Here is a 21,665-nt window from a genome sequence, read left to right on the forward strand (position 1 = left end):
TTTTAGGGGCTTTATCAATATAACGTTGAGTGTTATTTCTAACACCATTCTTCTTTATATTTTGATTTTTACAAAAAGGACAAGTTTTTTATTCATTTTCAAAAAAGTGCGTTAAAGCCTTATACTATAAGCTCCTAACGCACTTTTTAGCAACTATTTTGTCCATTACGCCGTATTTTAGATATCCGCTGTTAAATCCAATTCCCCCATCGCCCAATCTCTTGCTAATAACGAGCAAAATACGGAAGTTTTGATTTGACATTTTATAATATCTCAATCAAACTAACTAAGTAAACTAAGTTAAAAGGAGTGTAAAATGTCTATTGCTGTTGAATTACAAAGCATCAATATTCACGATGCCAAAACGCATTTATCACGCATTGTGGAAGAAGTTAAGCGTCAACAAACACCGGTGATCATTGCAAAAGCGGGCAAACCACAAGTAAAAATCGTACCTATTGATAATGATTTACCTACTACAAGATTTGGCTTTATGCAGAAGCAAATTGTACCCGATAATTTTGATCGTTTATACGAAGAGGAAATTCTAATAATGTTTAATGGGGAAGCAAAATGAAAGTGTTGCTAGATACTCATATTTTGCTTTGGCTTGCCTTTGATAATAAGAGTAAGTTATCTTCACAATCTATTGATCTATTAGAAGACTTCAATAATGAACTCTATTTTAGCCTTGCAAGCTTATGGGAGATTGCGATTAAATCTTCACTTGGTAAGCCTGATTTTGAAGTGAATGTAGAACAGTTAGAAAAAGGCTTATTGAGCGTGGGTTGTAAATCTTTATCAATTCAGCTTCCTCATATTGTGAAATCTGCTCAATTACCAATGATTCATAAAGATCCCTTTGATAGGCTATTACTAGCTCAAGCTGAATATGAAGGGATCTATTTTTTAACCGCAGATAGTTTAATTGCGCAATATCAGAAAGCATTTATTTTAAAAGCGTAGAGCTAATTTAGCTACCTTCCAAAATTTGTTGTTAAATTAAGTCTAGCCAAATAATTATTTTTACTAAATATATTTTTTATATAGTGGATAACTTATGAAACTAAACAAAACTATTGCACAATTAATTGTTCGTCGGACAATGCAGATTATTCCTAATTCTGTGAATGTTATGGACGAGAATGGAATAATTATTGCTTCTGGAGATGTGGCTCGTTTAAATCAGCGTCATACTGGTGCGATTTTAGTGTTAAGGAACAATCGAGCCATTGAAATTGATGATGAGCTTGCTAAAAAATGGAATTATGAAGCTAGAGCAGGTATCAACTTACCCATTACTTATCTTGGTTCAAATATTGGTGTAGTAGGTATTTCTGGTGATCCGAATAATGTTCGTCCTTATGCTGAATTAGTGAAAATGGCGGCTGAACTTATTGTCGAACAGTCCGCTTTACTTGAGAAAGAACGTTGGGATCGTCGTTATAAAGAGGAATTTGTTTTGCAGTTAGTTAGAGGGGGATTAAGTCATAAACAGATTTCCCAGCAAGCGACTTTTTTTCAACTGGAAGCTAGAGCTTATACTGTTATTCTCATTAAATTACAATCTGCGACAGCCGAAAATCTACAACTTCTTTTAGCTCACTTTGAACACCATTTTTCTAATATAGCTACAGCAGTGGTAGACTTAGATAAAGTTATTTTAATTTATCCTCTTACGCATAATTTAGACGCATTAAAGCGTAGTAAAATACTGTTGGAGCTTATCCCAAACACGCTATCAATAGGGAATTATAGAATTGTAGTAGGTATGTCAGTTTCTACATTGTCTCAACTAGATTTTGCCTATCAAACTGCATTGCAAACATTAAATTATGTGGAAGGAATCCATTCAAAGAAAATATTACATTTCTTTTTAGATTATAAATTACCTGCTTTACTTGCGGATTTTGTACATTCTTGGCAAGGAAAAGAGCTACTAGCGCCTTTTCACACATTGATAGAACACGATGATTGTCGTTTATTGTTAAAAACCCTACAACAATATTTCTTATCGAATTGTGATCTTTCTCACGCTTCTCAAAAATTATTTATTCATCCTAATACATTACGATATAGACTGAATAAGATTGAACGAATAACTTCCTTATTTTTCAATAAGATAGATGATAAATTTATTCTATTCTTGGGAGCAGTAAGCTTAAAGTAATTTGTTATAAAATACAAAAAAACAATAAAATCTCTCTATTTCTTTGGTCATTTCTCTAAGGATTTTGAATCTAAAAATTTAGATAATTCCCTCATATTTATTCTACATTATGAGGGTATTTTTATGGTAACTGTATCTGCTATAGGCGCGATAGTTGCGCTTTCTGTTGCGATTATTTTGATTTTGAGAAAAGTGCCACCTGCGTATGGTATGTTGGTTGGCGCGTTAGTTGGTGGACTAATCGGCGGTGCGGATCTGTCTCAAACGGTAAGTTTGATGATAGGTGGTGCACAAGGTATTACAACCGCTGTAATGCGTATTTTAGCAGCAGGTGTATTAGCTGGTGTTTTAATTGAGTCGGGGGCTGCAAATACTATCGCAGAAACCATTGTGAAAAAATTAGGAGAAACGCGTGCATTGCTTGCATTGGTTATCTCTACAATGATTTTAACCGCAGTAGGGGTGTTTGTTGATGTAGCCGTCATTACTGTTTCACCAATTGCACTTGCACTCGCAAAACGTGGCAACTTGTCAAAACCAGCAATCCTATTGGCTATGATAGGGGGAGGTAAAGCAGGTAATTTAATGTCACCTAACCCAAATGCCATTGCTGCATCTGATGCGTTTCAACTTCCTTTAACTTCTGTGATGGCGGTGGGAATTATTCCTGCTATTTTTGGTTTAGTTCTAACTTATTTCTTAGCAAAACGTTTAATTGATAAAGGGGAAAAGGTTAGCGCAGATGAGGTATCCGTTAAAAATACACGGGATTTACCGACATTCCTTCCTGCTATTGCAGCACCACTTTGTGCCATTATTTTGCTAGCCTTACGCCCATTAGCAGGTATAAAAATTGATCCTTTAATTGCTTTACCGTTAGGTGCATTGATTGGTGCTATTGCAATGGGAAAAACTAAGCAAATCAATCATTTTGCTACTTCAGGTTTATTAAAAATGTCTCCAGTGGCGATTATGTTGCTTGGAACAGGGGCGTTAGCAGGAATTATTGCTAATTCAGGGCTGAAAGACACGTTAATTGAAGGGCTAACAGCCTCTGGATTACCTTCTTATTTATTAGCACCAATTTCAGGTGCATTAATGTCTCTTGCAACTGCTTCTACCACTGCTGGTACCGTTGTTGCTTCTAACGTTTTTAGTGCAACATTGCTTGAGTTAGGTGTTTCGGCATTGGCTGGTGCAGCAATGATTCATGCTGGGGCAACTGTGTTTGATCATATGCCACACGGTTCTTTCTTCCATGCAACAGGTGGAAGTGTGAATATGAATATTCAAGAGCGTTTAAAACTTATTCCGTATGAAACTGCGATCGGCTTGATTATGACTGTTGTTTCAACACTTATTTTCGGTGTATTTAAATTATTCTAGGAGAAATATATGAAGATTGTTATTGCACCAGATTCATTTAAAGAAAGTCTGACTGCACTTGAAGTGGCTACAGCGATTGAAACAGGATTTAAACGAGTTTTTCCAGAAGCTTCCTTTCTGAAAGTTCCAATGGCAGATGGTGGTGAAGGCTCTGTACAATCTTTGGTTGATGCAACAAAAGGCGAAATTTTATCTGTAGAGGTAACTTCACCTCTAGGCAGTAAAGTTCAGGGCTTTTTAGGTGTCTCAGGAGACAAACAGACTGCCTTTATCGAGATGGCAGCAGCTTCTGGTTTACATTTAGTACCTGTAAATGCTCGTAATCCACTCAAAACTACTAGTTATGGAACAGGTGAACTCATTAAATATGCTCTAGATTTAGGGGTGAAGAAAATCTTGCTCGGCATAGGCGGAAGTGCAACAAATGATGGTGGTGTTGGTATGCTACAAGCACTGGGCGTATCATTCCGTAATGTACAAGATGAGGAAATTTCATTTGGCGGTGGGGCATTGTGTGATATTGCAACTATTTCTACAGAACAACTTGATCCTCGTTTAATGAACGTTGAATTTGAAGTTGCTTGCGATGTGAATAACCCATTGTGTGGTGCTAAAGGTGCGTCAGCAATATTTGGACCACAAAAAGGTGCAACGCCAGAAATGGTGCAACAATTAGATAATGCTCTCGCACATTTTGCACATATTGTTAAAACCCAATTAAATATAGATATTGCTGACAAACCTGGTGCTGGAGCTGCTGGCGGTATGGGAGGAGGAGTGTTACTTTTACCCAAAGCTGAGCTGAAAGCGGGTGTGCAGATTATTATTGAAGCCACTGGTTTAGCAAATCTAGTGAAAGAGGCTGATTTAGTGATTACTGGTGAAGGCAGAATGGATGCACAAAGTATCGCAGGTAAAACACCAGTAGGAGTGGCTCGTGTCGCTAAGCAATTTGATAAACCTGTTGTAGCGATTGTGGGTTGTTTACGAGAGGATTACAATGTGGTTTATCAACACGGTATTGATGCAGTATTCCCAATTATTCGCCAATTAGGACAATTAGAAGATATTCTCCAACAAGGGCGTGAAAATTTAATCTCTAGTGCAGAAAATGTAGCAAGATTAATGAAGCTAAAATTAGGATAATTCTTCAATGGTTAGGAATAATAGATAAAAGAGCAGGTAAAACTATCTTAAAGTAATGGAATCTCACACTTTTGTTAATTAAACCTCAAAATTAAGTTGCAGTATGGGGCTAATGTCATCATTAGCCCCACAATAAATAATTTGTGAATAATCACTCAAATTGATTATTCAATCCAAGTAACAACTTCTTCAAGTGCTTTACGAGCTTTTGGTTTGATTTCTTTCGCTCGGTAGCCAAAGGTTGCCATTACTGAAACACCCCATTCATTTGGATCAAAAGCCCCCGTTTCTGCCAAAATTTTGTTTACCGCAGCATAATCAAAACCTTCAATTGGGCAGCTGTCAATGCCAACTAATGCAGCACCTGTGAGCATATTGGCTAGGGCGATATAAGTTTGTTTGCTTGCCCAGTCAAAGAGTGTTTGTTCGCTTTGTGCAATAGTTGTATCTTCTGTTTGGAACTTGCGGTATTTTTCGAAAGCAAAGGCTTGTTGCTCTTCATTGACTAAACCACGTCTAATCATTGAATCTTTGAGAAACGCAGAGTCATAGCGGGCATTCTTTTTCGCGAGAATTGCAATAACGTGGCTTGCATCATCAATTTGTGTTGCCATTCCCCAGCTAACTGGTTTGAGTTTTTGGCGAAGTTCTGGGTTTTGGATCACTAAGAATTGCCAAGGTTCTGAACCAACAGAGCTTGGTGAGAGTCGTCCAAGTTCTAAAATATAGTTAAAATCTTCAGGGCTAATTTTGCGAGTAGGGTCGTAATTGCGTGTAGATGCACGATAATGAAAACCATCTAATACTTGTTGTGGGGTAATATGTGCCATTAGCTTGTTCCTTTTATGAATAAAAAATTAGGGGTATTTTATAGTGGATTGGAGTAGATAGAAAACAGAAAATAGCGGTAGGATTGGGAAATTTTTTTGCAAATCCTACCGCTTGTGGATAGAAATAACTAGATATTTAGATATTCCATAATGCTTTCTGCTGCATCTCGCCCTTCTGCAATGGCAGTTACAACAAGATCTGAACCACGAGTAATGTCGCCTCCTGCAAAGACTTTCGGGTTTGTGGTTTGCTGTTTTAAAAGACCTTGGGTAGCAATTCTGCCTTTACTGTCAGTAGATACACCTATATCCGCTAACCAAGGTATTGAGTGTGGCGTAAATCCAAATGCGATGATAATTGCATCACAAGGAATAACTTCTTCGCTACCTGCAATCATTTCTGCTTGGCTACGACCATTCGCATCTGCTTTACCCATTTGGGTTTTAGCCACTTTGATGCCAGTTACTTTACCTGTGATGTCAGTTTCAATAGAAACAGGATCTGCTTCGATTTCAATCGGTTGGGCATTAAATTGAAATTCCACGCCTTCTTCTTTAGCATTGCTATATTCTTTTCGGCTACCTGGCATATTCAGGGCATCTCGGCGATAAACACAGGTTACTTCGCTTGCACCTTGGCGAACAGAAGTACGGACGCAGTCCATTGCGGTATCTCCACCACCTAACACAACTACTCGTTTATTTGCCATTGATACATAATCAGGAGCATCAAAGCCTAATAATTGTTGTGTATTTCCAATTAGGAATGGGAGTGCTGAATAAACCCCTTGAGCATTTTCATTTGGAATATTGGCTTTTACGCCTTGATATGTTCCAACAGCAAGAAATACGGCATCGTATTCAGAAATTAAGTCAGTTAATAAGACATCTTTACCTACATCAACACCTAATTTGAATTTAATTCCCATTTCTTGAAATATTTCACGTCGGCGGCTCATTATCTCTTTTTCTAATTTGAATGACGGAATACCGAATGTCAGTAATCCGCCAATTTCTTGTTGGCGTTCATAAACAACGACATCAACACCATTACGGATCAGAATATCAGCACAACCAAGCCCTGCAGGGCCAGAACCGATAATGGCAACTTTTTTATGAGCTTTAGGGATATTTTTTACTTGTGGTTTCCACCCCATTTCAAAGGCTTTCTCGGTAATATATTTTTCGACATTACCGATAGTAACCGCCCCAAACTCTGCATTTAAGGTGCAAGAACCTTCACAAAGGCGATCTTGCGGACAAACTCGACCACAGACTTCAGGTAAGCTGTTTGTACTATGTGCTAATTCCGCAGCTTCAATAATTCTTCCTTCGTTGGCAAGTCGTAACCAGTTAGGAATATTATTATGTAATGGGCATTTGTGCTGGCAATAAGGGTTGCCACATTCTAAGCAACGATCTGCTTGTGAGGTTGCTTGTGAGTCGCTAAATAGTTGGTAAATTTCTATAAATTCTGTTTTACGAGTATTAAGCGGTATTTTGGCTGGATCAACACGCGGTAGATCGATAAATTGGTAAACATTATTACGGCTCATTTTTTGTCCTTTGGTAATCACTGCTAAAACAGCTCTCAAAAATTAGTATGAGAGCAATAAGTTATTTACTGTATAACTGCACGAAGTTCATTCACTGTGCGGCGTTTATGCCCGAGTAGTGCATCAACATCATTTGCTTTTGGTTTCACTAATACAAAGCGAGAAACATAGTTCTCCCAGTTAGCTAAAATGCGTTCACCAACTGCACTGTGAGTAAGTTCAACGTGGCGAGAGAGTAAACCTCTCAGATACTCTTGGTGCATTGCAAGATCATTGATAGATAAACCTTCTACTAATTCAGTGTTGATACGGTCTAAGAATTTACCGTCCATATCAAGCACATAGGCAAATCCACCTGTCATTCCTGCACCAAAGTTGATGCCTGTTTTACCTAAAATGGTTACTACGCCACCAGTCATATATTCACAACCGTTATCTCCAATGCCTTCAATAACTGCCAATGCACCTGAGTTACGAACTGCGAAACGTTCCCCTGCACGCCCCGATGCAAACAATTCCCCACCTGTTGCACCATATAAACAAGTATTGCCTGCGATAGTGGCATCTTCTGCTTTAAACGCTACGCCTGTATGTGGTTTGATGACAATACGTCCGCCAGCCATACCTTTACCTACATAGTCGTTTGCATCGCCTGTTAAGGTTAAATTTATTCCCCCTGCAAGCCACACACCAAGGCTTTGCCCTGCTGTACCATTTAGATTGATATTAAATTCTTGTAATGGATTACCGCGGTTTCCATAACGGTGGGCAACTAAGCCTGATAGCGTAGCTCCCACTGATCTATCTAAATTACTGATGTCAAAATCTAAATTGACAGATAAGCCACTTTCAAAAGCACTTTGAGCTTGTGCAACAATGGCTTTGTTTAATAAACCTTGGTCAAAGGTTGGATTAGATTGGGTACAAAAACGGCTACTTCCGTTCGGTACTTTCGGTGAGTACAACAATTTGTCTAAATCTAAACCACGCTGTTTATTTGTTTTACCTTCAATAACTTCTAAAAGATCGGTTCGCCCGATTAAATCAGTTAATTTTTCAACACCAAGTTGAGCAAGAATTTCTCGTACATCTTGAGCAATAAATTTAAAGTAATTGATGACTTTCTCAGGTAGCCCGTGATAATGCTTATTGCGAAGAGTATCATCTTGAGTCGCAACACCTGTTGCACAGTTATTTAAATGACAGATGCGTAAATATCGGCAACCTAATGCGACCATTGGTGCAGTACCAAAACCAAAACTTTCTGCACCTAAAATCGCAGCTTTTACAATATCCAAACCTGTTTTTAAGCCACCATCAACTTGTAAACGGACTTTATGGCGTAAGTTATTTTCGACTAATGCTTGTTGTGCTTCAGCTAATCCTAGCTCCCAAGGCGAGCCGCAATATTTTACGCTCGTAAGTGGGCTTGCCCCTGTTCCGCCATCATAACCAGCAATCGTAATCAAGTCGGCATAGGCTTTTGCTACCCCAGTTGCAATGGTCCCGACACCAGGTAATGAAACCAGTTTGACTGAAATAAGTGCTTTAGGGTTAATCTGTTTAAGATCAAAGATAAGCTGTGCTAAATCTTCAATCGAATAAATATCGTGATGTGGCGGTGGCGATATTAATGTTGAACCAGGCACTGAATAGCGGAGTTGTGCAATATAAGGCGTTACTTTATCTCCTGGAAGTTGTCCACCTTCACCAGGTTTTGCCCCTTGAGCTACTTTGATTTGAATTACTTCTGCACTCATTAAATAAGCTGGCGTTACACCAAAGCGTCCTGATGCAACTTGTTTTATTTTAGAGACTTTTTCTGTGCCATAGCGTTTTGGATCTTCACCGCCTTCACCTGAGTTTGAGTATCCACCTAATCTATTCATTGCAACAGCAAGGGCTTCGTGAGCATCGGGGCTTAACGCACCAATAGACATAGCTGCACTGTCAAAACGTTTGTATAAATGCTCTGCGGCTTCTACTTTCTCAATGGCAATACTTTTTCCTGCTTCTGTTTTTAGGCGAAGTAAATCTCGTAAAGTCGTTACTGGGCGATTATTGACGACATCTCGGAAAAGTTTGTATTTCTCGTAATCTCCCGTATTCACTGCAGCTTGTAAGCTATTTACTACATCTGGGTTATAAGCGTGATATTCGCCTTTCGGTTTATATTTGAGATAGCCACCCATCTCAAGATCTTGGCTAGCTCGCCACGCACGCTTACGACAAGCGGTTAGTTGTTGCTCTAAATCTGCAAAACTTGCGCCTTCAATGCGAGAACTCATTCCAGGGAAACAAAGTGATGTGATTTCACTATTTAACCCGACAATCTCAAATAATCTCGAACAACGATAAGACGATACGCAAGAGATCCCCATTTTAGACATAATTTTGTATAGCCCTTTGTTGATACCATTGCGGAAATTCGCGGTTACCGTTCTTAATGGTTTACGAATTGCCCCTGAATGAACCATTTGAGCTAATGTCTCATAGGCTAGATAAGGATATACAGCGGTTGCGCCTAATCCGATTAAAACAGCAAAATGATGTGGATTTCGAGCTTCTGCGGTTTCAATGATAATGTTTGTATCACAACGTAAATTTGCTTCCACTAAGCAATTTTGTAATGCACCGACTGCTAATGCACTTGGGATAGGTTGGCGATCTTGGGTTAGATTTCTGTCTGAGAGAATAAGTAAAACAGTGCCTTGTTGAACTAGTTTTTTTGCATTTTCACACAGATCTTCAAGTGCTTGTTTTAGCCCTTGTTGGTCAGGATTATAAGTAATATCTAAAATAGTGTGTTTATAATGCTCTGACGGTAAACGTAAGATTTGTTGCATATCGGAATAGACTAAAATCGGCGATTTAAAATTCACCCGATGCGACATTCCTTCAGCTTCAAAGAACACACTCATTTCTCGTCCGATACTGGTTGCGAGCGTCATTACGTGAGCTTCACGCAGTGGATCAATAGGTGGGTTAGTAACTTGTGCAAAATATTGGCGGAAATAATCAAAGAGCGTACGAGAATTCTCACTCAATACCGCAAAAGGAGTGTCATCACCCATTGAGCCAACCGCTTCTTGCCCACTTTCCCCTAATATACGAATAACATTTTCGAGTTCTTCATTGTCGTATAAAAATTGTTTTTGATAGACTTTGAGCTGTGTTTCATCCATTGATGCTTCACCAACTTCATTTTCAGGTAGTTGCTCAAATGGGATTAAACGTTGCACATTTTTGGTTAGCCATTCACGATAAGGGTGTCTTGCTTTGACTTCATTATCAATTTCAGCAGAATGAACTACTTTCCCTTTTTTCGTATCAATAACCAGTAGCTGTCCTGGTCCCACACGCCCCTTTTCCACAACTTCATCTGGGGCATAATTCCAAATACCCACTTCTGAGGCAATCGTAATTAAGCGATCTTCCGTAATAACATATCGAGCAGGGCGTAAACCATTACGGTCTAAGTTACAGGCAGCATAGCGACCATCGGATAATACAATCCCTGCTGGCCCGTCCCAAGGCTCCATATGCATTGAGTTAAAATCGTAGAAAGCACGCAAATCATCGTCCATATCGGGATTTTGCTGCCAAGCAGGTGGAACAAGCAAACGCATCGCTCTGAAAAGATCCATTCCCCCACTAACAAACAGCTCTAACATATTATCTAACGAGCTAGAATCTGAGCCTGTTTCATTCACAAATGGGGCTGCTGTATGTAAATCGGGAATAAGTGGTGTACGATATTTATAGGCTCTTGCTCTTGCCCAAGCTCTGTTGCCCGAGATAGTATTGATCTCTCCATTATGGGCTAAATATCGGAATGGCTGTGCTAATTTCCAACGTGGTTGAGTATTGGTGGAAAAACGTTGATGGAATAAACAGATTGCGGTTTGCATTCGTAGATCTGCTAAATCCAAATAGAATTTAGGCAGATCTTTGGGCATACACAAGCCTTTATATACGATAGTTTGGTTAGAGAAACTACAAATATAAAAATCTGGATGGGTAATACGTTTTTCAATTCGGCGGCGAGCAACAAACAAACGGCGTTGTAAATCTTGCACTCGCCAACCGCTTGGAGCATTGATGAAAACCTGTTTGATCGTTGGCATATCTGCAAGGGCTATTTCCCCTAATACAGCTGGATTTGTGGGTACATCACGCCAAGCAGGAATACCAAGGGTTTCTTGAGTTAATTCTTCATTGATAATGTCAATATATTCTTTCGCAAGAGTTTCATCTCTAGGTAAGAAAATTTGCCCTACACCAAAAATCTTCGCGAGAGAAAAGCCATTTTCTTCCGCTATGGCACGAAAAAATCCTTCGGGCATCTGTAACGATAAACCACAGCCATCGCCTGTTTTCCCATCAGATAAAATAGCACCACGATGTTGCATTCGTGATAAGCCCAAAATGCCATTACGCACAACTTTGTGGCTCTGGACGCCATCAATATTGGCAATTAAACCAAATCCACAGTTTTCTCGTTCAAATGAACTTTCATAAAGTTTTTTCATAGGTTCCACATCCAAATTTTATATTGTAAAAAAATAATCAAAATGATAGGCTATAAAACATATTAGATTTTTTTATTTAAATCAATAAAAAATCTAATTAAAAGTAAAAATTCTTATATAGAAATTGATAATATTTCTCAATTAAATGTTCTGATTAAATAATATCTAATCTAAATTTAGCTAGATTTTAGTAAGAAAACTGAGAGAGTATTCTGTTTGCTCACCATTTGAATTCCCCTAATGGTAAGGAGTAAGCGGTAAGATCGCAATTATATTTTGCAAAAGATAGGTAACAATAAGATTGTTATTGTCATTGAATATTTTCTATGTTTTTATGAATTTTATTAGATTACATTTAGTTTCCTAAGAATTTTTACGCTATTTTACTCTGTGGGCTATTAATGTTTCCTTTTTGTGTGATATGTTAGTAGCGTTGCTTTTAAAGCAATAGATTTTGACTTTAATATAAGAGGATTGCTATATGTCTAATTCAAACGCGATCGCGAATGTAGCGAAGCTAATTCGTGATAACGATATTAAGTTCGTGCTGCTCAAATTTACTGATATTAAAGGTAAAGAGCACGGTGTTTCTCTCCCTGTTTCCTTAGTTGCAGATGATTTAGAAGATTTATTTGAAGAAGGAAAAATGTTTGATGGTTCATCTGTTGAAGGCTGGCGAACAATTAACAAAGCCGATATGCTTTTAATGCCAATTCCTGAAACCGCTGCTGTTGATCCCTTCGCTCAAATCCCTACCCTAACTATCCGCTGTAGTATCTACGACCCAAACACAATGCAAAGCTATGATCGTGACCCACGTTCTATCGCAACTCGTGCTGAAAATTACCTAAAATCAACGGGCATTGCTGACAGTGTATTATTTGGCCCTGAACCTGAATTTTTCTTATTTGATGATGTTCGCTTTGGCGTAGGTATGAACGGCAACTCTTATGAAGTTGATGATATTGAAGCGGCTTGGAACACGAATAAACGTTACGAAGGTGGAAATAACGCTTATCGTCCATTGAAGAAAGGCGGATACTGTGCTGTTGCTCCAAACGATACTGCACACGACATTCGTTCTGAAATGTGTCTAATTATGGAAGAGTTAGGCTTAGTGATTGAAGCTCACCATCACGAAGTTGCAACCGCAGGTCAAAATGAAATTGCTACCCGTTTTAACAGCTTAACCTTAAAAGCTGATGAAACTCAAATCTATAAATATGTAGTACAAAACGTTGCCGTAGAACACGGTAAAACAGCGTGCTTTATGCCAAAACCAATTACTGGTGATAATGGCTCAGGAATGCACTGTAATATGTCATTAAGCAAAGATGGTAAAAACGTCTTTATGGGTGATAAATATGCTGGCTTATCTGAAACTGCCCTTTACTATATCGGCGGTATTATCAAACACGCTAAAGCCTTAAACGCATTCACAAACCCAAGTACAAACTCTTATAAACGTTTAGTACCAGGTTTTGAAGCCCCTGTATTACTCGCTTACTCAGCAAGTAACCGTTCTGCGTCTATCCGTATTCCAGCAGTTACTAGCCCGAAAGCAACGCGTGTTGAAGCTCGTTTCCCAGATCCACTAGCTAACCCATACTTAGCATTTGCGGCATTATTGATGGCTGGTTTAGATGGTGTTATCAATAAAATCCACCCAGGCGATGCAATGGATAAAAACCTGTATGACTTACCACCAGAAGAGTTACAAGGTATTCCAGCGGTATCAAGCTCACTAGAAGAAGCATTAAGCAATCTTGCAGAAGATTATGAGTTCTTAACTCAAGGTGGCGTATTTACCAAAGACTTCATCGAAACATATATTGAAATGAAACGCAAAGAAGTTGAACGTTTAAATATGACTCCACACCCAGTGGAATTTGAGATGTATTATGCATAGTCTCGTATAATTCCATATTACTTACCTTCCCCGTCGTAAGAGACGGGGATTCTTAGGTGCAAAAATTTGCAATAATCTCACCGCTTGATCTGTTATTTTATCCAGTTTTCCGCTATGCTAACGGCTTTTAAATTCAGCAATAAAGATAATGATCGGCAGACTTCACGGAAAAATTCTCGAAAAATCTCCACCTGAAATGGTGCTTGATGTACAAGGCGTAGGCTATGAAATTTTGCTACCTATGACCAGTTTTTATAATCTTGGCCAAGTTGGCGAAGAGGCCACTATTTTTGCCCACCTCGTTGTGCGAGAAGATGCTCACTTACTTTTTGGTTTTGCTCAAAAGCAAGATCGCACGCTCTTTCGTGAGTTAATCAAAACCAATGGTGTCGGCCCTAAACTTGCCCTTGCTATTCTTTCTGCAATGTCTGTCTCACAATTTGCCACTGCCGTAGAGCAAGAAGAACTCGCAAAATTAACCAAAATCCCCGGTATTGGGCGTAAAACTGCCGAACGTTTGTTGGTTGAGCTGAAAGGTAAATTTAAAGGTATGGAGCAGAGCGATTTCTTCGCTGAACAACCAACTCATCAAATTATTGCAAGTGATAAAGCCGACCCAGCCGATGAAGCTCGTGATGCGTTAATTGCTTTGGGTTATAAACCACAAGATGCAGAGAAGATGATTAAGAAAGTCAATAAAGCTGATGCAACAAGTGAACAGCTTATTCGAGAAGCCTTGAAAAATTCATTATGATAGAAACCGATAGAATTATAAGTGCCACGCCAAAGCGTGAAGAGGAAGCCATTGATCGAGCTATTCGCCCTAAAATGCTGACGGATTATGTCGGACAGCCTTCAGTGCGTGAGCAGATGGAAATTTTTATTAAAGCGGCTAAATTGCGTAATGATGCGTTAGATCATCTGTTAATTTTTGGCCCTCCAGGGCTAGGTAAAACGACATTAGCTAACATTGTCGCTAATGAAATGGGCGTAAACATTCGTACGACATCAGGCCCAGTGCTTGAAAAAGCAGGTGATCTTGCTGCAATGCTAACCAATTTAGAGCCTTATGATGTGTTATTTATTGACGAAATTCACCGCTTATCCCCTGCGATAGAAGAAGTTTTATATCCCGCAATGGAAGATTACCAACTGGATATTATGATTGGTGAAGGCCCTGCAGCTCGTTCAATCAAATTAGATCTTCCGCCTTTTACCCTTGTTGGAGCAACTACTCGGGCAGGCTCTCTCACTTCACCATTGCGAGATCGTTTTGGCATTGTGCAACGTTTGGAATTTTATTCAGTTGAAGATCTGACTTCTATTGTAAGCCGAAGTGCCAGCTGTTTAAATCTCAACTTATCGCAAGATGGGGCTTTTGAAATCGCCCGTCGCTCAAGGGGAACGCCAAGAATTGCAAACCGCTTACTTCGCCGAGTGCGAGATTTTGCGGACGTTCGCAATAAGGGGATTATTTCATCAGAAATTGCCAAACAAGCCTTAACGATGCTAGATGTCGATCCTGAAGGGTTTGATTTTATGGACAGAAAATTATTATCCGCCGTATTAGAACGCTTTGATGGTGGGCCTGTTGGGTTAGATAATCTCGCTGCTGCTATTGGCGAAGAACGGGATACTATTGAAGATGTGCTAGAGCCTTACCTTATTCAACAAGGATTTTTACAACGCACACCAAGGGGAAGAATAGCAACATCACGCACTTATGCTCACTTTGGAATGACCAAATTTGAATAGCGATAAGCGGTCTGTTTAACAAAATCTTTTGCAAGATTTTTAGAAAAACAGACCGCTTGTTTTTTAGGCTTGAGTGATTAAATTTCGTGATGTAATTCGCATAACCAAAAATTACTTAACTTTAAGATTAACAAAAACTTTACAAAAGTCATTTTTTAAGATACTAATTACAGGAATTAGTTAAATTAATCCAATCAGGAGAATTTTTATGCAAACAACATTCGCTCGTTCTTTACTTGCTTCAGCAGTTGCGTTGGGGCTTTCAGTTTCTGCTTTTGCTGCAAAAGTACCAGAAGGGACACAACTTGCAGAAAAGCAAGAAGTTGTCATCAATAACAGTGCTGAGCCTCAAAGCTTTGACCCACATAAAACTGAAGGTGTGCCAGAATCACAAGTAGTTTATCAATTACTTGAAGGTTTAGTGACTAAAGATAGCGATGGCAATATTATTCCTGGTATTGCGGTTTCTTGGGAAAGTACTCCTGATTTTAAAGTATGGACGTTTAAACTTCGCCCAGAAGCTAAGTGGTCAAACGGTGATCCTGTTACTGCTCACGACTTTGTTTACTCTTGGCAGCGTTTAGCTAACCCAACTACTGCCTCACCTTATGCGAGTTATTTAGACTACTTACAAGTTGAAAATGCACAAGCGGTGATTGAAGGTAAGAAAAAACCAGAAGAACTCGGTTTAAAAGCTGTTGATGATTACACTTTCCAAGTTACATTAAGTAACCCTGTTCCTTATTTAGTGGGAATGACAACTCACCAATCAATGTTACCTGTACCACAAAAAGTGGTTGAAAAGTTAGGTGATGCGTGGGTGAAAAAAGAAAACTATGTAGGAAATGGTGCTTATAAATTAGCAGATCACGTTATCAATGAGAAAATTGTATTTGAACGTAGCCCAAGCTACTGGAATGATAAAGAAACCGTCATCAATAAAGCCACTTTCTTAGCGGTTGTAAGCTCAAATACTGATGTTCAACGTTATCGTGCGGGCGAAATTGATATTACAAACTATGGTTTACCGCCAGAGCAATTCCCTAAATTAAAAGCAGAATTACCAAACGAATTATTTGTTACAAAAACGCTTGCGACTTATATGTATGAAATCAACAATAAGAAAGCTCCTTTTGATAATGTAAAAGTTCGTGAAGCATTAAACCTTGCTTTAGATCGTAATGTGATTACAGATAAAGTATTGGCACAAGGTCAAGAAGCAACTTATGTGTTTACGCCAACCTATATTTCTGAAGGTGGACAAATTCAACAACCTGAATATTCTAAACAGCCAATGAATGAACGTAATGAAAAAGCGATCAAATTATTAGAAGAAGCAGGTTATAGCAAATCAAATCCACTTAAATTTACTATTCTCTATAACACAAATGAAAACCACAAGAAAATTGCAATTGCTGCCGCTTCTATTTGGAAATCAAATACAAAAGGCTTAATTGATGTGAAATTAGAGAACCAAGAGTGGAAAACGTATATCGATAGTCGCCGTCAAGGGAACTACGATATTGCTCGTGCAGGTTGGAGCGGTGATTATGACCAAGCAACCACATTCGTAAACTACTTCTTATCAACATCTAGTAACAATACTGGTTTCTATAAGAGTGCAGAGTATGACAACGCAGTGGCAGAGTCTTATAAAGCGACAGATGCAGCAGGTCGTGAAGCCGCTTATGCTAAAGCTGAAGCGATCTTAGCTAAAGATGCAGCTGTTATTCCTGTTTATAACTATGTTAATACACGTTTAGTGAAACCTTATGTGAAAGGTTATTCAGGTAAAGATGCACAAGATCATATCTATCTCAGAAACCTCTATCTCATTAAGCAATAATTGATGTAAAGCGGTAGGATAACTTTTAAAATTTGTAAATTTTTTAAGTAATCTTACCGCTTATTTTTATTTTACCGAACGGATTGGAGTATTTACCAATGTTGAAATTTATTTTGAAAAGGATTATGGAAGCGATTCCAACGCTTTTTCTCCTTATTACCCTTTCTTTCTTTTTAATGCGATTAGCACCAGGTAGCCCATTTACTTCTGAACGTGCTTATTCCCCTGAAGTTATGGCAAATATTGAAGCCAAATATCATCTAAATGAGCCGTTATATAAACAGTATTTCATTTACTTGAAAGATCTCTCTCAAGGTGATTTTGGGCCTTCATTCAAATATAAAGATCAAACGGTGAATGATCTAATTGCGTCTGCTTTCCCTGTCTCATTCAAATTAGGTATTATTGCATTCTGTTTTGCGGTAACCATTGGCTTATTAGCAGGTACAGTAGCAGCGTTGAAACAAAATAGTAGGTGGGATTACATCATAATGTCCTTTGCGATGACTGGGGTGATTATGCCAAGTTTTGTATTCGCTCCATTACTCGTCCTTTTCTTTGCTATTTATTTAAAATGGCTACCTGCAGGTGGCTGGAACGGTGGGCAGATCTATTATATGGTATTGCCTGTTCTCTCTTTAACAATCGGTTATGTGGCAGGGATTGCGCGTATTACTCGTGGTTCAATGATTGAAGTGCTTCACTCAAACTTTATTCGTACCGCAATCGCTAAAGGTTTGCCTATGAATAAAATCATTTTCAAACACGCATTACGCCCAGCACTATTACCTGTTATTACTTATTTAGGCCCAGCCTTTGTGGGAATTATTACAGGCTCAATGGTAATTGAAAGCGTGTTCGGTTTACCTGGTATTGGGCAACTTTTCGTAAACGGTGCATTAAACCGTGACTACTCACTAGTATTAAGTTTAACCATTATGGTTGGCTCATTAACTATCTTATTTAATGCTATTGTCGATATTCTCTATGCAGTTATCGATCCGAAGATTCGTTATTCATAAGGAGTGTGAGATGTTAGCAAATAAAAAGAATCAAGAACTTGCAGATAAATTAGTTCAACAATCTACCGAAGCGGTTATTGAAGGTCGTAGCTTATGGCAAGATGCTCGCCGCCGTTTCTTCCGTAATAAAGCAGCGGTAGCTAGCCTTATTATTTTATTTTTCATTGTGCTATTTATTACTTTTGCACCAATGTTAATGCCGTTCTCTTTTGACGAAACAGACTGGAATATGATGAGTGCACCGCCAAGTATTGAATCTCAGCACTATTTAGGGACGGACGCTTCAGGGCGTGATTTGCTCGTTCGTATTGCAATGGGCGGGCGAATTTCGTTAATGGTTGGAATTGCAGGTGCATTTATTGCCGTTATTATCGGTACAATTTATGGGGCAATTTCTGGCTATGTAGGCGGCAAAGTGGATATGGTAATGATGCGTTTACTTGAAATTTTAAGCTCGTTCCCATTTATGTTCTTCGTTATTTTGTTAGTTACGTTCTTCGGGCAAAATATTTTGTTAATTTTTGTGGCTATTGGAATGATTGCGTGGCTTAGCCTTGCTCGTATTGTTCGTGGGCAAACACTCAGCTTAAAAAATAAAGAGTTTATTGAAGCGGCAATTGTTTGTGGCGTACCGAAACGCCAAATTATTTGGAAACATATTATTCCAAATGTATTAGGTATTGTTGTGGTTTATGCCTCTTTAGAAGTACCATCATTGATTTTATTTGAGTCATTTTTGAGTTTCTTAGGGTTAGGAACACAAGAGCCAATGAGTAGCTGGGGGGCATTGTTGAGTGATGGTGCCGCCCAAATGGAAACATCGCCTTGGCTATTAGCTTTCCCTGCATTTTTCCTTTGCTTAACGCTGTTCTGCTTTAACTTTATTGGCGATGGCTTGCGTGATGCATTCGATCCGAAAGACAAATAAGGTGTAACGAAATGAAATTATTAGAAGTAAAAAATTTAGACGTATATCTTAAAACAGATGAAGAATTGGTTCACGCTGTTCGTAATATTTCTTTTGGTGTCGAAAAAGGGCAAACACTCGCTATCGTGGGCGAGTCAGGTTCAGGTAAATCTGTAACATCAATGTCGATTATGCAGTTGTTACCAAAAAATATCGTTACCTACGGTGAAAATTCATCAATCGTTTTTGAAGATAAAGAAATTCTACGTCTATCTGAAAAAGAGATGAGAACATTGCGTGGTGATCGCATTGGTATGATTTTCCAAGAACCAATGACTTCTCTAAATCCTTATTTACCGATTGGTGAACAAGTTGCTGAAGCAATGAGTACCCATCATCAAGGAATGAGTAAAGATGAAGCACATAAACACGCATTAGAAATGCTTGAAAAAGTTAAAATTCCTGATGCAGCGAAAAAAATGAAGTGCTATCCGCACGAATTTTCAGGCGGACAATTACAACGTATTATGATCGCAATGGCAATTATCAATAAGCCAGATTTATTGATTGCTGACGAGCCGACTACTGCACTAGATGTTACTACCCAAGCTGAAATTCTTGATTTAATGCACGATTTACAAGCAGATATGGGTATGGCAATTATTCTAATTTCACACGATTTACGTCTAGTACAAAAATATAGTGATTATGTGTGTGTAATGCAGAATGGGGAAATTATTGAGCGTGGTGATACGCAACAAGTATTCAATAATCCGCAGCACCCTTATACTGTTGAATTATTAACGCCAATCCCAGCAAATCTTAAACAGCCACTTGATGAAAATACTAAAGTATTGATCAACGCTGAAAATGTTTTTGTTGATTACGTTTTAAAACGTTCTCTATTTGGTAAACCGAAAAAAGTCTTTACTGCCGTTAAAGATATTTCACTTAATCTAAAAGTAGGTGAAACATTAGGGATTGTGGGTGAATCGGGTTCGGGTAAATCAACACTTGGGCGAGCGATTATGCAAATTTTAGGCTATCGTGGAAAAATTGCGTTTGCAGACCAAGATATTGCGGCACTATCAGCGGAAGAACGTAAAGCATTGAAGAAAGATATGCAAATGGTATTCCAAGATCCCTTTAACTCTCTTTCCCCACGTTTAACCGTTGGTGAAATTATTGGCGAAGGTTTGTTAGTGCATTATCCACAAATGAGCAAAGAGCAACGTCGTGAAAAGGTAATGAAAACCCTTGAAGAAGTAAATTTATCTCCTTCAATGATTAACCGTTACCCACACGAATTTTCGGGCGGACAACGTCAGCGTATTGCAATTGCTCGTGCTATTATTTTAGAGCCAAAGTTTGTCTTACTTGATGAACCAACGTCTGCCCTTGACCGTTCAACACAAATTACAGTGGTTGAGTTGCTCAACAATTTACAGAAGAAATACGGTTTAAGTTATATTTTCATTAGCCACGATTTATCAGTGGTAAGAGCATTAAGCGATCGTGTGATTGTAATGAGTAAAGGTAATGTGGTAGAAGCGGGTGATTCAAAACAAATTTTTGAACAACCACAAGACGCTTATACTAAACGTCTAATTGAAGCATCTAATTTATAGATTCGATATAAATTGACATCCTCCCCATCTCCTAAAGGATGGGGATTCCTACTAGCTCCCATTGCAAGCAATAGGCTACTTTCGGTGGGTTCTTGCTGCTGACCACTAATGTGGTTCACTTCACAAGCTCTACGGACATGCCCTGCCCTGATATTATTATACTTGGACGATTACCTGCCCACGTGCCAATACGTTTAACGCACCGACTACATCGGCGTTTTCCGTGTAACCACATTCTACGCACTCAAAATCGACTTGTGTTTGGCGATTTTCCTTTGCAGTATGACTACAACAAGGGCAAATTCGACTGGTATTTTGCGGCGGAACAGCCACTAAAAAACCGCCTTGCCATTGCGTTTTGTAGTCTAACTGACGGCGGAACTCGAACCAAGATTGGTCCAATATCGCTCGGTTCAAGCCTGATTTAGCTGCCACATTTTTACCGTGTTCTTCTGCTGTGCCTTTGGCTGATTTGGACATATTCGACACCTGCAAATCTTCAACGTAGATCATTGCGTGGTTTTTGCTGATTTTGCTTGAAGTTTGGTGCAGGAAGTCTTTGCGACAGTTGGCAATTTTGTGGTGTAGTTTAGCGATTTTTGCCTTTAATTTCTGCCAATTTTGGCTAAATTTAACTTTGTTTTTAAGTTGGCGTTGAAGTTTTGCCAGTTTGCCTTTGTCGGTTTTAAAAGCGTTTAACGGCTCAAAAAATTCACCGTTTGAAAGCGTGGCAAAATGTGCAATGCCCATATCTATACCGATTTCTCCGCCTTTGTGGGTTGGAATTTCGTATTCAAATTCTGTTTGAATACTGGCAAAAAAGCGACCGCACTTTTGGCTAACAGTAACATTTTTGATTTCGCCTACCACATCACGGCTATTGCGATAGCGAACCCAGCCGATTTTCGGGAGATACAAGCGGTTATTTTGTTGTTCAAGTTTACAACCTTGCGGAAAACGAAAGCTCTCTTTCAAGCC

At 38.8% G+C, this 21,665-nt stretch carries 16 protein-coding genes and 1 pseudogene; 12 read left to right on the forward strand and 5 right to left on the reverse strand.

Annotation, left to right across the window (positions count from 1 at the left end):
• Positions 1-79, reverse strand: a pseudogene (locus A1D25_RS11275) (transposase-like zinc-binding domain-containing protein); the annotation flags it as partial.
• Between the two features lie 237 nt (positions 80-316).
• Between A1D25_RS11275 and A1D25_RS06960 the strand changes: the two are divergent.
• From A1D25_RS06960 to A1D25_RS06980, 5 genes are all read left to right on the forward strand, one after another.
• Positions 317-577, forward strand: coding sequence for a type II toxin-antitoxin system Phd/YefM family antitoxin (locus A1D25_RS06960; protein WP_157394972.1), 261 nt, complete (start codon positions 317-319; stop codon positions 575-577).
• Positions 574-966 (forward strand): type II toxin-antitoxin system VapC family toxin, encoded by a 393-nt coding sequence (locus tag A1D25_RS06965; RefSeq protein WP_157394973.1) that lies wholly within the window; start codon positions 574-576, stop codon positions 964-966. The genes A1D25_RS06960 and A1D25_RS06965 overlap by 4 nt, the downstream gene beginning before the upstream one ends.
• Before the next feature lie 94 nt (positions 967-1,060).
• Positions 1,061-2,170 carry a CdaR family transcriptional regulator gene (locus A1D25_RS06970; protein ID WP_157394974.1) on the forward strand — a complete coding sequence of 370 codons (1,110 nt, stop codon included), beginning with the start codon at positions 1,061-1,063 and terminating at the stop codon, positions 2,168-2,170.
• Positions 2,171-2,194: 24 nt separating this feature from the next.
• Complete coding sequence (locus tag A1D25_RS06975) at positions 2,195-3,556, forward strand: GntT/GntP/DsdX family permease (protein WP_157394987.1); 1,362 nt, start codon at positions 2,195-2,197, stop codon at positions 3,554-3,556.
• Between the two features lie 9 nt (positions 3,557-3,565).
• Positions 3,566-4,702, forward strand: a complete 1,137-nt coding sequence (locus tag A1D25_RS06980; protein ID WP_157394975.1) for a glycerate kinase — start codon at positions 3,566-3,568, stop codon at positions 4,700-4,702.
• A gap of 164 nt (positions 4,703-4,866) precedes the next feature.
• Here A1D25_RS06980 and A1D25_RS06985 read toward each other — a convergent pair whose 3' ends face one another.
• From A1D25_RS06985 to gltB, 3 genes are all read right to left on the reverse strand, one after another.
• Positions 4,867-5,532, reverse strand: a complete 666-nt coding sequence (locus tag A1D25_RS06985) for an NAD(P)H-dependent oxidoreductase (protein ID WP_157394976.1) — start codon at positions 5,530-5,532, stop codon at positions 4,867-4,869.
• Between the two features lie 128 nt (positions 5,533-5,660).
• Positions 5,661-7,088 carry an FAD-dependent oxidoreductase gene (locus tag A1D25_RS06990; RefSeq protein WP_157394977.1) on the reverse strand — a complete coding sequence of 476 codons (1,428 nt, stop codon included), beginning with the start codon at positions 7,086-7,088 and terminating at the stop codon, positions 5,661-5,663.
• A gap of 65 nt (positions 7,089-7,153) precedes the next feature.
• On the reverse strand, positions 7,154-11,620 hold the full coding sequence (gltB, locus tag A1D25_RS06995) for a glutamate synthase large subunit (RefSeq protein ID WP_157394978.1): 4,467 nt from the start codon (positions 11,618-11,620) through the stop codon (positions 7,154-7,156).
• A 481-nt stretch (positions 11,621-12,101) separates the two neighbouring features.
• Between gltB and glnA the strand changes: the two genes are divergently transcribed.
• The 7 genes from glnA (at position 12,102) to A1D25_RS07030 (ending at position 20,687) form a co-directional block, all read left to right on the forward strand.
• A complete protein-coding gene (gene glnA / locus A1D25_RS07000) occupies positions 12,102-13,529 on the forward strand; it encodes a type I glutamate--ammonia ligase (protein ID WP_157394979.1) in 1,428 nt (475 codons plus the stop codon).
• Positions 13,530-13,677: 148 nt separating this feature from the next.
• A complete protein-coding gene (ruvA, locus tag A1D25_RS07005; protein ID WP_157394980.1) occupies positions 13,678-14,283 on the forward strand; it encodes a Holliday junction branch migration protein RuvA in 606 nt (201 codons plus the stop codon).
• Positions 14,280-15,284 (forward strand): Holliday junction branch migration DNA helicase RuvB, encoded by a 1,005-nt coding sequence (gene ruvB, locus A1D25_RS07010; RefSeq protein ID WP_157394981.1) that lies wholly within the window; start codon positions 14,280-14,282, stop codon positions 15,282-15,284. Before ruvA ends, ruvB begins: the two co-directional genes overlap by 4 nt.
• Before the next feature lie 208 nt (positions 15,285-15,492).
• Positions 15,493-17,130 (forward strand): ABC transporter substrate-binding protein, encoded by a 1,638-nt coding sequence (locus A1D25_RS07015; RefSeq protein ID WP_157394982.1) that lies wholly within the window; start codon positions 15,493-15,495, stop codon positions 17,128-17,130.
• A 98-nt stretch (positions 17,131-17,228) separates the two neighbouring features.
• The gene (gene oppB / locus A1D25_RS07020; protein ID WP_157394983.1) at positions 17,229-18,152 is read left to right on the forward strand and encodes an oligopeptide ABC transporter permease OppB; all 924 of its coding nucleotides are present in this window, start codon (positions 17,229-17,231) and stop codon (positions 18,150-18,152) included.
• 10 nt (positions 18,153-18,162) lie between these two features.
• On the forward strand, positions 18,163-19,080 hold the full coding sequence (gene oppC, locus A1D25_RS07025; RefSeq protein ID WP_157394984.1) for an oligopeptide ABC transporter permease OppC: 918 nt from the start codon (positions 18,163-18,165) through the stop codon (positions 19,078-19,080).
• 11 nt (positions 19,081-19,091) lie between these two features.
• A complete protein-coding gene (locus tag A1D25_RS07030) occupies positions 19,092-20,687 on the forward strand; it encodes an ABC transporter ATP-binding protein (protein ID WP_157394985.1) in 1,596 nt (531 codons plus the stop codon).
• Between the two features lie 156 nt (positions 20,688-20,843).
• Here A1D25_RS07030 and A1D25_RS07035 read toward each other — a convergent pair.
• Positions 20,844-21,665, reverse strand: an 822-nt coding sequence (locus A1D25_RS07035) for an RNA-guided endonuclease InsQ/TnpB family protein (protein WP_157394986.1), incomplete at its 5' end; no start/stop codon positions are given.

Source organism: Ursidibacter arcticus, assembly GCF_009761375.1.
Lineage (GTDB): Bacteria > Pseudomonadota > Gammaproteobacteria > Enterobacterales > Pasteurellaceae > Ursidibacter > Ursidibacter arcticus.